Source organism: Mycobacterium sp. (genome assembly GCF_035499775.1).
Classification (GTDB): domain Bacteria; phylum Actinomycetota; class Actinomycetes; order Mycobacteriales; family Mycobacteriaceae; genus Mycobacterium.
The window spans coordinates 1-12,860 of sequence record NZ_DATJYB010000610.1 but is presented as its reverse complement, the minus strand read 5'-3'; the positions used below and the strand labels follow the sequence as shown (position 1 = coordinate 12,860).

Here is a 12,860-nt window from a genome sequence, read left to right as displayed (position 1 = left end):
TTCCCTACGCTACAACCGCGCAGGTTGTAGAGGCCGTCAAAGCAGCGGAACAAATGCGAACCTTACCGGACGCTGTCGCCAAATCTTTACAGGAACCGGACGACGGGGATCCGACCGGTTGCTTTGATCGACTTGACACGCACAAGCCGGCGGAACTCGAGGCGCACCAACCGGCTAGTGATCTTAATTTCGGTGAGTGTGCATATGGTGACCGCGCCGGCACGAAGCTTATGGTGATCTTCGGGGATTCGCGAGCGTATATGTTTTCGGTCCCGCTCGAGCTGATCGCCGCAAAGGCCGGTTGGAAGCTGCGAGTATTCGGCTTCAGTGGATGCGAAGTTACTGGTCTGGCATATTTATCAGACGAGACGAATGCGCCCAATAAAGACTGTGACGCATTTTACTCGGCGGCGGTCTCTCAAATCCAGGCACTTCATCCTAACCTGGTCATCACGACGAGCGCCGGGGACCACAAACTGGCAAATGGCGACGAGCCAACACCTGCCCAATTGCAAGATGGCTGGGTGTCGACATTCCAGAAACTTGCCCAGCCCGGGACTCGATTGGCGATGATAGGCCCTATTCCTAACTGGGCGAACGACGACGCTCGATGCCTCGCCGCGCATACCGGACAAGTGCAGGCATGCAGTACCGCCGCGGCGGAGCTGGTCACAAATCATTATGAAGCGCCGCAGGCAGCCGCAGCAAACGCGGCCGGCGTGTTATTCATTTCCCCTAGGCCTTGGGTGTGCGCCGACAGGTGCGAACCAGTGATAGCCGATATCCGCGTGTACAGGGAGAGGTACCACTTCTCACGGACGTATGCGGCTTATTTGACGGGCGCGCTCAACGAGGCATTGCAACCCGCAATGGTCTAATACTGCGACCGGTGCGCCCAGTGATCTGCTCAATGTGAATGGCCACCGGGAAGTCCCCGCCGGCGGCCAGGAGAAGTCCGCGCTCCGTTGCGGCCATCGCGGGCGGCGATCTCGCCTGCACCGGCGTCGGCAGGATCTCCTCGCCGGGCCGGCGTTGGGTCTCGGCCAGTTGCCGGCACCTCGGCGGCGTTCCGGCGCACCGTTCACTTCTTCGGGATGCATGCCTGCCCTGTAGGTGGATGTTTAGAGTTTGATAATTGCTTCACTGTGTGCCAATTAGTATGTATACTGAGGTCCAGATGTACTCCCGGTACTGAAGATGGTGGCGCTGAGGTCGTCGCGACCGCGGCCCGCCTTCGGGTCGACTTGCTTCCGCTAGGAGGGAGATGGGAACTAGGCAAGACGGCGGTTTAACGCGCGGAGACGTTTTGACCGGCTCGAGCTCTAACGCGGTAGCGCACAGAACGTCGCGTCTTGTAACAACGTTCTTCTCATTCAGGCTGCGAGTCGTGCAGCACGTGATCTACAGGCTGGGAGCCGAGACATGACTACCGTTTCATCCTCAAACTCGACCGAATTGCGAGACGGGGTACCGGCGCAACAGGGGGGAACCACCGAACATTCGCGTTCGGTGCTCTCTCGCTCCCACCCGAGACCATCGATTGTCGTAAAGCCGAGCGTGAGCTTGGTGATTCCGGTCAGAAATGAGGCGCGCAACATCGGCTGGGTGCTGGAACAGGTCGCCGACGATGTGGACGAGATCATTCTCGTCGACGGTGATTCGACCGATGTGACGCTGGTTACCGCCCGTCGATGCCGGCCGGACGTGCGGGTCTTAGCGCAGCAGGGTGCAGGCAAAGGTAGCGCGTTGCGCACCGGTTTTCTGGCCGCCACCGGCGACATCATCGTGATGATGGACGCCGACGGCAGCATGTCGCCCAGGGAGATCCGCCACTACCTGCATTTCCTTGCCAATGGCTTTGACTTCGTCAAGGGGTCGCGATTCATCAGTGGCGGGGGGTCGCTGGACATCACCAGGTTTCGCGGACTGGGTAACTGGTTCCTGCTCGCGGTCTTCAACACCGCCTACGACGCCCACCTGACCGATTTGTGCTATGGATTCTGTGCATTTCACCGCCGCTATCTCGAGCATCTCGACCTGTCGGCAACCGGCTTTGAAATCGAGGCCGAGATGACCGCGCGGGCCATGCAGGCGGGTCTGCGCATCGCCGAGGTTCCCAGCCTCGAGCTGCCACGTCGCAGCGGTGCGTCGAACCTGCATGCCATCCGCGACGGGATCCGCGTCCTGCGAACCGTGTTGCGCCATCACCGCTCGGGTGTTTCCGGACGCCTCTACCAGGCGGCGCGACACGCAGCCAAACGACCACTGGCAGTGTCAGCGGGGGTGACAGCATGACCGGGACTACAAGGCCGGCAGCGCCGGTGCTGACTGGCGCGGGTGCGTCGGCATCTTGCTGTGGCGTCATCTCCGATTACGCCTCAAACCGTTTGCTGCCGTACACAATTCACCGTCGAACTGGAGATAGCTGAGAATGCGCACGCTCGTCACCGGCGCCGCCGGATTCATCGGTTCCACCCTCGTCGACCGCCTGCTGGCCGAAGGGCACCAGGTGACAGGAGTCGACAATCTCAGCGCCGGTTCCCCCGCCGCCAACCTCGAGTCGGCCCACCGAGAAAACCGCCCCGGCCGGTTCACCTTTGTCGCGGCCGACGTCCGGCATCCCGAGCTGTCTGACATCGTCGCGGGCGCCAACCCCGACGTGGTATTCCATCTGGCAGCCCAAGTCGACGTGCGCAAGTCCGTCAATGATCCGCAACACGACGCCCGAAACAACGTGCTGGGCACCATCAACCTGCTGGAAGCGTCCCGGCGCGCTGAAGTACCGCGGATCATCTTCGCCACCTCGGGCGGCGCCCGCTACGGTGTGCCGGCCACCATGCCCGCCACCGAGGACACTCCCGTGGACCCGCTTTCCCCGTACGCGGCGTCCAAAATCGCCGGAGAGTTGTATATGAGCGCCTACGCCGGCATGTACGGGCTAGCACCCATCTGTCTGGCACTGGCCAACGTCTATGGGCCACGCCAAGACCCGCAGGGGGAAGCCGGTGTGGTCACGATCTTCGGGAGTGCGATGATCTCCGGCCGCCCCACCACCATCTACGGCGACGGCAGCGCCACCCGCGACTATGTCTACGTCGACGACGTCGTGACCGCCTTCCTGTCCGCGGCGGATGCGCCGGCCGAAACCACCGGGACTTTCAACGTTGGCACCGGGGTGCAGACGACGGTCACCGAGCTGCACCGGCTGATCGCGACGGAAGTCGGCGTCTCGCGTGCGCCCGATTACGCCGAGGCCCGCACCGGTGAGGCTCAAGCGAGCGCACTGGACCCCACCCGCGCGGGCCGGGAACTGGGCTGGAAACCCGACACCGAGCTCACCGAAGGCATCAAGCGCACCGTCGACTGGCTGCGCGGCATCCTCGATCCCCACCCGGGCCCACCCGCCCGGGCCTGAGAGCGCCGAGTGCGCCCGCGCACCATCGACGCCACCCGTTACCAGGTCCACCGCAACATCGCGGCCCGGTCACTTCGCCGTTCTCGGGGGGCTGGTCGAACTCGCGGAGCAGGTACGCAACCCGTACGACAAATGCACGGATGGCAGACCAGGTCCGATGCACGATAAGTCCGCTATATACTTTTTTTGATGCCAGTCAGTATGTATTACACTGATTCAGTGTATTATCGGTATACACACGTGGTCGCACCCGAGCGCCGCCGCCGTAACCACGGCTCGCCTCGGGTTTGCTTCCGCTAGGAGGTACTACATGTCGTTCGTGACCCGGCAAAGCACCGGCCCTGCAGTGGCCGCAGGGAATGCGGCGGCGGTTCCGACGAACACCCTCGGGACCAGCGCCGGTTGCTGCGCGCTCGCCCAGACCGCCAACGCCGCCAGCGCGCGCTAAGCAGCCGAAAGTTCAGTCATGGATAACCGGGCGTTACCGCTGGACGTCAATTCCGCGCGGAAGCATGCCAGACCGGGCTCGGGGTCGATGCCGGCAGCCGCCGCGGCAACCGCGAAATGCCTGCCGGGCAAACTGCACGCGCTGGCTGAGGTGTGACGGGAAGGTAATGTGTCGTCGCCAAAGGTGCCGCCGGTGAAACAAAGGTGACGGCATGATTGCGAGCGGTGAGCTGGTGGAAGCCCCGTTTGACATCAGCCAAATTGAGCGTTCGTGGGGCTCAGAATTGCCCACGACGGAATCTGCGGCGCGTGCCGGCGAAAGGTCGTTCGCCGCGATCGGGGTACTCCTGCTCTGGCAAACCGCCGGCTTGGCCGTCAACGTGCTCGCAATTTGCATGGCGAGGCGAGGTGGGGGAGACGGGCCCTGGTTCGCGATGTCCGCCGTCGCTTATGCGCTCACCTACGCGAGTGCGCTCTGGGCACTCACTCGCCGTCGGCTGGCCCGAGCACTGCGGAACGCCGCGGTCATATGTCTCGGTCTGATTCCCGCTTTGCAGTGCCATCTGAACGACCCCGTGCTGTTTACCGGGTACGACGAGCAACTCCACATGCGCACGCTGAGCGATATCCTCACTTCGCATCGCCTCTTCCAACCGAACCCGTCACTTGCGATCAGCCCGCACTATCCGGGCCTAGAGGCGCTCACGGTTTTCGTGCATCAACTCGGGCTCCCGGCGACGGCGGCGGCGCTGCTGGTGGTGGTGGTGGTAGCGCGGCTCGTGCTGGTCCTGGTGCTTTGCGATGCCGTCGAGCACTTGACCGGAAGCGCTCGAACGGGCGGGCTTGCCGTGGCTGTGTATGCCGTGGCCTCACAGTTCGCTTGGTTCAACTCGATGTTCTCTTATCAGACGCTGGCGTTACCGCTCGCGCTGGCCGGGGTCGCATTCATTGCCCGCGCACGCTGGGCCCGTGATCCCCGCCAGTTATTCATCGGCGCTACGGTTTGTCTGCTTGCCGTCGTCGTGACGCATCACATCACCAGTTGGTTAGCCGCGGCGTTCCTGGCTGTTTGGACTGTTGCCGAGCGTGATCGCCAGGCGAGGCGACGAGTTTTCTGTGGCGCCTTGATCGCAGTTACCGCGACCGTAAGCTGGGCGATGGTCCAGCGGGAACTTCTGCAAAACTATTTCCGCCCGATCTTCGACGACGTGGTATCGCAAGTAAGTGGTGGGGAGCGGCGCCAACCCTTCTCCGACCCGGCAGGTTTTCGGACTCCACTGTGGGAGCAGATTTTTCTCGTCTACTACGCGGCAGCTATCACGTTGGTAGTAGCGCTGATTGTGCTGACATACGCCTTGTCGGTACTGCAGCGGAGGCGGCGTGGCGCGCTGTCATCCGACTCCCGACGCTGGGGGTTGGGGGCGTTGCTCGTACCCATCGCGGCTTTGATTCCGGTGACAATGGCCGTGCGTTTCGTGCCAAGCTGGGCCGAGGTCGGTGATCGCGCCACCGGCTTCCTGTATCTTCCATTCAGCCTGCTCGCCGCCGATTGTGGAGTCCGCTGGTTCCAATCTCTGCCCAGGCACCACTCCCGCATTCGGCGGCCCCGACTGACCAAGGCCCTTGAGTGGCTAGGACTGCTGCTGGCCACCAGCGTGTTTGTCGGCGGCCTGCTACTGGGCAGCGGACCAGACTGGATGCGGTTGCCGGGCGGGTATCTCACCGTCGCCGACGTGCGGTCGATGGATGCCGAGACGCTCGCCGCCGTCCGCTGGGCGGGCGACGAGCTGGTGCCTGGTACTCGAATAGGCGCGGACCGGGTGAGTGCGATCCTGCTGGCAAGCCAAGCCCGCTTGTGGCCGGTTATGAAAGAGGATCAGGAGCAGCTGTATACGCCGCAGCTGTACTACACCGATGAATGGACCTCCGACGAGTCTGAAGTCGCCCGCCGCCTGGAGCTCCAATACCTCTATGTCGATCAGCGGTGGGCCGACGATAAACCACACGCAGGCGAGTACTACTTCTACCATGGCGACACTGCTCATGCCGCCGCGGTCGCCGTTGACCCAGAACCGCGGAAATTAACTAACGCCGAATTAACGAAGTTCGACAATGTCCCCGGGATTCACGCGGTCTACCGGCATGGGCCGATTGTTATCTACGATCTAAGCGGGCTCGGGGTGCCCTTCTCGCGCAGTGGGTGGTGCGGAGATACCGGTCCCATCGACATCCTCAAGCAGCTCTTAATCGGCCTTGCGGCGGGTTTGGCACTCGGCTTGGTCGGTCGTTCCGGCGCGATGCCGAGAATAATGAAAAAGCTCAAATCGTTCCAAATTGCCGCCGGGCCGTCGCTCACATTCGCAGCAGGCGTCGGAGCGTTGTGCTTCGCATCGGTCTTGATAATTCTGGCGCACATATGGCTTGCACCGCTGGGTTTGCTGTCGATGGCGCTGGTCGCGTTGCTCCTAAACCCCCATTGGGCCGTGCACCCGCTGAGGAAACTAAGGAACATGGCGCCAAGAATTGACCGGAAGTGGTTCGCCGTGTCGACGGCGGCCGCGCTGCTGGCGACTGCTGCCATTGCACAAGCGGTGTATGACGCTGCTGCCGTTGATGTTTCGAGGGCTCAGAACATCCTCCACGATCCCTCGGCAGTACATTCACGGGTTCCTGGCTCGATGAGCCAGGTTAAACGCCCGGGATAGGCGGACTTGGTTATGTTGACCGCAACCGGCAAACTGACACGTAGCGGGCTCGCCCAACAGCTGCCGCACGTGCATCGCGTGCCCAACAGCAACGGGCGCGGGCTATCGGGAGCGAGAAACGTCCGCGATATCGCGATCCCGCAGATCACCCGTTGCCGTCGTCGGGATCTGCGGTGAAGGTCAGCCAGGGCAACCGGGGCAGCCAACCCTCATCCGTGGCGCCCGACACTCCCGTGCCGATTCTGATGTACCACTCGGTGAGCGACGCTCCGGCCGCTTCCGGACGAGCGCTTTCCGTTCGTCCGGCCATGTTTGCCGCACAACTTCGGTACTTGCGGCAACAGGGGTTCGGCGGACTGACATTCGGCGAACTGTGCCAACGCCGTCGAGATGGGCGAGCGCTTCCGGCGCGCCCGATCGTGCTCACGTTTGACGACGGCTACGCCGACCTGATCGAAGAAGCGTTGCCGATAATGATCGAGCAAGGGTTCCCGGCGACCGTGTTCGTCACGACGGGATGGGTGCGCGACGCAGCGCGGTATGCGGCTGGAACGCCACCCGGGCGCATGCTGTCGTGGGGTCAGGTCGCTGAGCTTTCGTCAGCCGGCGTCGAGGTCGCCGCGCACAGTCACAGCCACCCCCAGCTCGACCAGATCTGCGAATTGCGGTTGCGAGTTGAGCTGGCTGACTCTCGGCGCTTGTTGGAGGACCGGCTCGGGCACTCGGTGTGCAGCCTCGCCTACCCGTACGGCTACTCCAGCAAGCGGGTGCGAGCGGTGGCCCGCGAAACCGGCTACCTCCAGGCTGCGGTTGTCGGCAACGGGATAGCCGCGGCCGGCTGCGATCCCTTTGGCGTGCCCCGCCTCACCATTCGCCGCTCCACCTCGCCGGCCGTGTTCGCCCGGGTTACGCATCAACAGCGGATACGGCTTCTGTACGCCCCGGCGCACGCGCTCACTGCGGGATGGGCCGTGGCGCGCCGAGCGCAATCGGGGCTGCGAAATCTGACCAACGATCTGTCTTCATCCACCCCCTGCATGGAAGGTGTCCAATGATCCCCAACCGCCAAGGTCCGCTTCGAGTCGCCATGGTTACCGCGTTCGCGTATCCCCTGATGGCCGGCATTGCCACCCACGTTCATGAGGTGGCCACCCACCTCGGCGCCGCCGGCGTCGACGTGACGGTGCTGACAACGGACCGAACCTGGGACCTGCCTGTCGAAGAGCAGCTCCCCGGCTACCGCGTGCGGCGGTGGCGCGCCTATCCCCGTTCCCGCGACTACTATCTGGCTCCCGGATTGGCGCGGCATTTGCTGCGCGCCGACGACTACGACATCGTGCATGTCGAGGGCGTGCACTCGCTGGTGGCGCCCGTCGCGCTGGCCGCAGCGCGACGGGCCGGCATCCCGTCCGTGCTGACGCTGCACACCGGAGGCCACTCCTCAGCATTGCGAAATTCACTGCGACCGCTGCAGTGGCGGCTACTCAGGCCGCTGCTGCGGTCCACTTTGATCGTGGCGACCGGCGAGAACGAGCGCGACATCTTCGCGGCAGTCCTCAAAGACACCGAGGGGACCATCCGACTCATTCGAAACGGATCCGAACCTCTGCCGATCGATCGTTCCGCGGAAGCGCCGGAGGGCAGCCCGTTGCTGGTTTCGGTGGGACGATTCGAGCGCTTCAAGGGCCACCACCGCATCCTGCGGGCGCTGCCGGCCATCCTGGCGCAGGCGCCCGACGCGCGGCTGGTACTCGTCGGCGCTGGGCCCTACGAACAACCGCTGCGTGCCATGGCCAGTCAGCTCGGCGTCGGCGACCGGGTGTCGGTGCGCACCTTCGGCCCCGAACGACGCGGAGCAATGGGCAAACTCATCGCCGACGCCGACGTGTTCTGCCTGCTCAGCGAGTACGAGGGGCACCCGATGGCGGTCCTGGAAGCGCTCGGGGCGGGCACCAAGGTGCTGCTCGCGGAATCGCCGGGACTTGCCGAGTTGGGGCGCGCGGGTCTGGCCACGACGGTTGCCCTTGAGGCGCCGCCCGAGCAGGTTGCGACTGCGGCGCTTGCGGTCGCGGCGGCGCCGCGGATGGCGCCGCCGGTCCTTCCCAGCTGGGCCGACTGCGCCGAAGAGTACCGCCGCCTGTATCACGAGGTGGCGGCATGAAGGTCCTGCTGCTCGCCCAGTTCCTGCCCCCGATACCCGGCGGTGAAGAACGCCATGTCTGGACGCTGGCCAGGGCGCTGGCGGCCAGGGCGCACGAGGTGACCTTGCTGGGCTTTGCGGCGGGCGGCGACGAGCCGGCCGAGAGCTATTCGGAGGGTGTGCGCATCCTCCGGGTCCGCACCGCGGCCTCTCATCTGCCCATCCTCTACAGCGAGGCGGCACGACCGCACGCGCTGCCGTTGCCTGATCCGCTGGTGAGCCGGGCGATCCGCCGCGAACTCGCACACGGCCGTTTCGATGTGATCCACGCACATAATTGGATCGTCAATAGTGCCCTGGGTCCGGCCGCGCGCGCTCGGGTGCCCGTCGTCATGACGCTGCATACCTACAGTCATATCTGCGCGACGATGCGACTTATGGAACACGGGAAACAGCGGTGCTCGGGGCCGTCTCCGGCGCGTTGCCTGTCCTGTGCCGGCGCACACCACGGCGCGCTCAAGGGCGCGGTCACTGTCGCGGCGAACACCTGGTCCGCCAGGCGCAGATCTGCTCGTGTGTCGCGTGTGGCAGCCGTGAGCAGCGCGGTTGCCGACGCCGTCGCCCTGCCCGACAACAGCTGGCTAAATTTTGCCCGCCTGGACGCGGAGGTCATACCGAATTTCATCCCCGATGACATCGTCCTCGAGGACATTCCACCGACAGATCCGCAGGCCCCGCTGCTCTACATCGGCGACCTCAGCCCGGACAAAGGAGTCCAGACGCTGCTGGATTGCTACCGGCTGCTCGACGGTCCGCCGCCACTCGTGCTCGCCGGTCGCCCGTCGCCCGGAAGCGAATGGACAATGCCCGATGGTGTTCGGTGGCTCGGCGCGCTGCCGCACGAGGAGGTCCTTGCGTTGTTCCGGTCTGCCCGCGCGGTGATCGTCCCATCGATTGTCAGCGACGCCTGCCCAACCGTTGTGCTCGAGGCGATGGCCGCGGGTCGACCCGTCGTGGCCAGCGCCACCGGAGGCATCGTCGACCTGGTCGTCGACGGGACCACTGGGCTCTTGGTCCCGCCTGGGGATGTATCGGCGTTGGCGGAGGCCATTTCGTCGGTACTACGCGATCCGCCGGGCGCGCAGGCGTTCGGCGCCGCGGGACGCGACCGGGCACGGGAATTCACCGTCAGCGCCGTTGTTCCACGCATCGAGCGCCTGTACGCCAGCGCCATCGCGGAAACCAAGGCCAAGGTAACCGGTGTTGGCTCTGGTACTGCAGCCGATGCGCCCATCGATCAGGGGGTGATCGCTCAGGTCATGACCTGAGCGAAAGCTCGTCGTCGCCTGCCGGTCCGGGTGGCTGTGGTTTCAGGCGGAGGTTTTGCCGCAGACTGCTTACGGGGCCGCAAATCTGCGAGCGTTCGGATGTTTTGTTGGGTAGAACAGACTTTCAACCTTGAGATCATCTTAAATTATGCAAATGGTACGTATTCTGCTAGTTTGGTCATATACTGGTATATGAGTTTTCGGACCTAGGTGCCGCCGCCGTGACCGCGCGGCCTCGCCTCCAGTTCGGCCTGCTTCCGTTAGGAGAGCACATGTCTTTTGCCGCTGTGCTGCTCGCGGAATCGCCGGGACTTGAGGCGCCGCCGGTCCTTCCCAGCTGGGCCGACTGCGCCGAAGAGTACCGCCGCCTGTACCACGAGGTGGCGGCATGAAGGTGCTGCTGCTCGCTCAGTTCCTGCCCCCGATGTTCGGCGGTGAGGAACGGCATGTCTGGGCGCTGGCAAGGGCGCTGGCGGCCAGGGCGCACGAGGTGACCTTGCTCGGCTTTGCGACGGGCGGCGACGAGCCGGCCGAGAGCCATTCGGAGGGTGTGCGCATCCTCCGAGTCCGAACCGCCGCCTCTCATCTGCCCATCCTCTACAGCGATTCGACACGACCGTACGCGCTACCGTTGCCTGATCCGCTGGTGAGCCGGGCGATCCGCCGCGAACTCTCACACGGCCGTTTCGATGTGATCCACGCGCATAATTGGATCGTCAATAGTGCCCTGGGTCCCGCCGCGCGCGCTCGGGTGCCCGTCGTCATGACGCTGCATACCTACAGTCATATCTGCGCGACGATGCGACTTATGGAACACGGGAAACAGCGGTGCTCGGGGCCGTCTCCGGCGCGCTGCCTGTCCTGTGCCACAGCACACCACGGCGCCGTCAGGGGCGCGGTCACTGTCGCGGCGAACACCTGGTCCGCCAGGCGCAGATCTGATCGAGTTTCGCGTGTCGCAGCCGTGAGCAGCGCGGTTGCCGACGCCGTCGCCCTCCACGACAACAGCTGGCTAAATTTTGCCCGCCTGAACGCGGAGGTCATTCCGAATTTCATCCCCGATGACATCGTCCTCGAGGAGATTCCACCGACAGATCCGCAGGCCCCGCTGCTGTACATAGGCGACCTCGGCCCGGACAAAGGAGTCCAGACGCTGCTGGATGGCTACCGGCTGCTCGACGGTCCGCCGCCGCTCGTGCTTGCCGGTCGCCCGTGGCCCGGAAGCGAATGGACAATGCCCGACGGTGTTCGGTGGCTCGGCGCGCTGCCGCACGAGGAGGTCCTTGCGTTGTTCCGGTCTGCCCGCGCGGTGATCGTCCCATCGCTCTGGGCCGATCCCTGCCCAACCGTTGTGCTCGAGGCGATGGCCGCGGGTAGACCCGTCGTCGCCAGCGCCACCGGAGGCATCGTCGACCTGGTCGTCGACGGGACCACTGGGCTCTTGGTCCCGCCTGGGGACGTATCGGCGTTGGCGGAGGCCATTTCGTCGGTACTACGCGATCCGCCGGGTGCGCAGGCGTTCGGTGCCGCGGGACGCGACCGGGCACGGGAATTCACCATCAGCGCCGTTGTTCCACGCATCGAGCGCCTGTACGCCAGCGCCATCGCCGACGCCGAAGTCGAGGTAAGTGGTGTTGGCTAGGCTGCTGCCCCGTTCGGGCATGTCGGCGCCGGGTGTGGCAAGCGGCGCAGGATCGGGCCGACCGGTGATGAACTTGAATGCGCTTGCCACGCTGCGAAACAGCGTGGTCCGGCCGAGCCGACTGTTAGCTATCTTCGCCTCGCTAGTCGGGTCACAACTGGGCGGCGCGGTGCTCGGCCTTGTCTTTTGGACGCTAGCGGCACGCGCATTGGCCCCGGAACAGGTGGGGGTCGGGGCTGGCTTGGTGGCCGCGATGACCCTGCTATCGACGTTCGGGGTTCTCGGTGTCGGCACACTATTGCTGGAACGCTTCAAGGTCGTCGCAGTAACGGATCGCCGTGCGCTCGCCAGCACGGGCTTGGGCATCGCCGGAATGGGTGGGGCGCTAGTCGCTGCGGGATGGCTCGGCCTGTCCGCGCCATTGCATCTTTCTGGCGTTCTGGGTGATCTCTCACTGGGCGCGGCTTTGTTACTGGTTGGAACGACGGGTATCGCCGCAACGTGTTCCGCGTTCGATCAGGCGGTAATAGGGATGGGCGTGAGCAGCCTGCAAATGCGACGGACTCTCCTCGCGTCTATCGTGCGGATCGCTGTCTTGTCTGGAGCGATAGGACTCGGTGTCAGAAGCGGACAGGTTATCCTTGTTTCCTGGACAGTCGGCCTCGTCGGCTCTCTTCTTGCCACTCCGCTGCGGCGACATCTCCCACCCCGCGCTCGGGTGACCATAGGGCAACGTTGGCACCTGGTGCGAGACCACTGGCCCGTGGCGATGGGCCACCACGGTCTCACATTGGCAGTGGGATCGAGCAGCCTTATTCTTCCGGTCATTGTTGCGTCGTTAATGCCAGCGACACAGACAGCATATTTCAACCAGGCCAGCCTGTTGGCCGCCACTATTACGGCACTCCCGTACCTCTTGACAATAGCTCTGTTCGCTACCGCAGAGAACATGGAAGTTTTCCGCCGGAAGGCGCCGCGAACACTCATTACGGGGATGGTTTTAGCACTGTCCGTCATCCTTGCAGCCGCACTGTTCGGCCGCGTCCCGTTGTCGATGTTCGGCGCTAAATACGCACAGGAATCCTGGCCGCTCCTTGTGTTACTTCTGACCGCCGGGCCCGCCATGGTGATAAAGGACCACTTCGTCGTGCTACGTCGCATTCAAGGCATGCGAAGGCAGGGA

Annotated in this window: 12 protein-coding genes; 11 read left to right on the top strand and 1 reads right to left on the bottom strand. The window is 64.2% G+C overall.

The window, feature by feature from the left end; all coding sequences use genetic code 11:
* From VML93_RS36730 to VML93_RS36705, 6 genes are all read left to right on the top strand, one after another.
* On the top strand, positions 1-878 hold an 878-nt coding region (locus VML93_RS36730; protein WP_325618504.1), incomplete at its 5' end, for an SGNH hydrolase domain-containing protein.
* A 544-nt stretch (positions 879-1,422) separates the two neighbouring features.
* The gene (locus VML93_RS36725) at positions 1,423-2,295 is read left to right on the top strand and encodes a glycosyltransferase family 2 protein (protein WP_414686540.1); all 873 of its coding nucleotides are present in this window, start codon (positions 1,423-1,425) and stop codon (positions 2,293-2,295) included.
* A 136-nt stretch (positions 2,296-2,431) separates the two neighbouring features.
* The gene (locus tag VML93_RS36720) at positions 2,432-3,415 is read left to right on the top strand and encodes a GDP-mannose 4,6-dehydratase (RefSeq protein WP_325618502.1); all 984 of its coding nucleotides are present in this window, start codon (positions 2,432-2,434) and stop codon (positions 3,413-3,415) included.
* Between the two features lie 310 nt (positions 3,416-3,725).
* Positions 3,726-3,863 (top strand): hypothetical protein, encoded by a 138-nt coding sequence (locus VML93_RS36715; RefSeq protein WP_325618500.1) that lies wholly within the window; start codon positions 3,726-3,728, stop codon positions 3,861-3,863.
* A gap of 18 nt (positions 3,864-3,881) precedes the next feature.
* The gene (locus tag VML93_RS36710) at positions 3,882-4,019 is read left to right on the top strand and encodes a hypothetical protein (RefSeq protein ID WP_325618498.1); all 138 of its coding nucleotides are present in this window, start codon (positions 3,882-3,884) and stop codon (positions 4,017-4,019) included.
* Positions 4,020-4,074: 55 nt separating this feature from the next.
* Positions 4,075-6,567: a hypothetical protein gene (locus VML93_RS36705; RefSeq protein ID WP_325618496.1), complete on the top strand. Its 2,493-nt coding sequence runs from the start codon at positions 4,075-4,077 to the stop codon at positions 6,565-6,567.
* Positions 6,568-6,712: 145 nt separating this feature from the next.
* Here the strand turns inward: VML93_RS36705 and VML93_RS36700 are convergent, their stop codons facing one another.
* On the bottom strand, positions 6,713-6,877 hold the full coding sequence (locus VML93_RS36700) for a hypothetical protein (protein WP_325618509.1): 165 nt from the start codon (positions 6,875-6,877) through the stop codon (positions 6,713-6,715).
* On the opposite strand from VML93_RS36700, the gene VML93_RS36695 reads away from it, so the two are divergent.
* From VML93_RS36695 to VML93_RS36675, 5 genes are all read left to right on the top strand, one after another.
* A complete protein-coding gene (locus tag VML93_RS36695) occupies positions 6,813-7,622 on the top strand; it encodes a polysaccharide deacetylase family protein (RefSeq protein WP_325618506.1) in 810 nt (269 codons plus the stop codon). The two genes, VML93_RS36700 and VML93_RS36695, sit on opposite strands and share 65 nt — an antisense overlap.
* Complete coding sequence (locus VML93_RS36690) at positions 7,619-8,728, top strand: glycosyltransferase family 4 protein (protein WP_325618494.1); 1,110 nt, start codon at positions 7,619-7,621, stop codon at positions 8,726-8,728. The genes VML93_RS36695 and VML93_RS36690 overlap by 4 nt, the downstream gene beginning before the upstream one ends.
* Positions 8,725-10,035 (top strand): glycosyltransferase family 4 protein, encoded by a 1,311-nt coding sequence (locus VML93_RS36685; protein WP_325618492.1) that lies wholly within the window; start codon positions 8,725-8,727, stop codon positions 10,033-10,035. The genes VML93_RS36690 and VML93_RS36685 overlap by 4 nt, the downstream gene beginning before the upstream one ends.
* 388 nt (positions 10,036-10,423) lie before the next feature.
* On the top strand, positions 10,424-11,677 hold the full coding sequence (locus tag VML93_RS36680; RefSeq protein WP_325618491.1) for a glycosyltransferase family 4 protein: 1,254 nt from the start codon (positions 10,424-10,426) through the stop codon (positions 11,675-11,677).
* Positions 11,678-11,696: 19 nt separating this feature from the next.
* Positions 11,697-12,860, top strand: a 1,164-nt coding sequence (locus tag VML93_RS36675; RefSeq protein ID WP_325618489.1) for a hypothetical protein, incomplete at its 3' end; no start/stop codon positions are given.

Excerpts from the sequence above, each read along its gene's own strand:
- VML93_RS36725 (WP_414686540.1), top strand. The coding sequence starts at position 1,423 with ATGACTACCGTTTCATCCTCAAACTCGACCGAATTGCGAGACGGGGTA.
- VML93_RS36720 (WP_325618502.1), top strand. The coding sequence starts at position 2,432 with ATGCGCACGCTCGTCACCGGCGCCGCCGGATTCATCGGTTCCACCCTC.
- VML93_RS36715 (WP_325618500.1), top strand. The coding sequence starts at position 3,726 with ATGTCGTTCGTGACCCGGCAAAGCACCGGCCCTGCAGTGGCCGCAGGG.
- VML93_RS36710 (WP_325618498.1), top strand. The coding sequence starts at position 3,882 with ATGGATAACCGGGCGTTACCGCTGGACGTCAATTCCGCGCGGAAGCAT.
- VML93_RS36705 (WP_325618496.1), top strand. The coding sequence starts at position 4,075 with ATGATTGCGAGCGGTGAGCTGGTGGAAGCCCCGTTTGACATCAGCCAA.
- VML93_RS36695 (WP_325618506.1), top strand. The coding sequence starts at position 6,813 with ATGTACCACTCGGTGAGCGACGCTCCGGCCGCTTCCGGACGAGCGCTT.
- VML93_RS36700 (WP_325618509.1), bottom strand. The coding sequence starts at position 6,877 with ATGGCCGGACGAACGGAAAGCGCTCGTCCGGAAGCGGCCGGAGCGTCG.
- VML93_RS36690 (WP_325618494.1), top strand. The coding sequence starts at position 7,619 with ATGATCCCCAACCGCCAAGGTCCGCTTCGAGTCGCCATGGTTACCGCG.
- VML93_RS36685 (WP_325618492.1), top strand. The coding sequence starts at position 8,725 with ATGAAGGTCCTGCTGCTCGCCCAGTTCCTGCCCCCGATACCCGGCGGT.
- VML93_RS36680 (WP_325618491.1), top strand. The coding sequence starts at position 10,424 with ATGAAGGTGCTGCTGCTCGCTCAGTTCCTGCCCCCGATGTTCGGCGGT.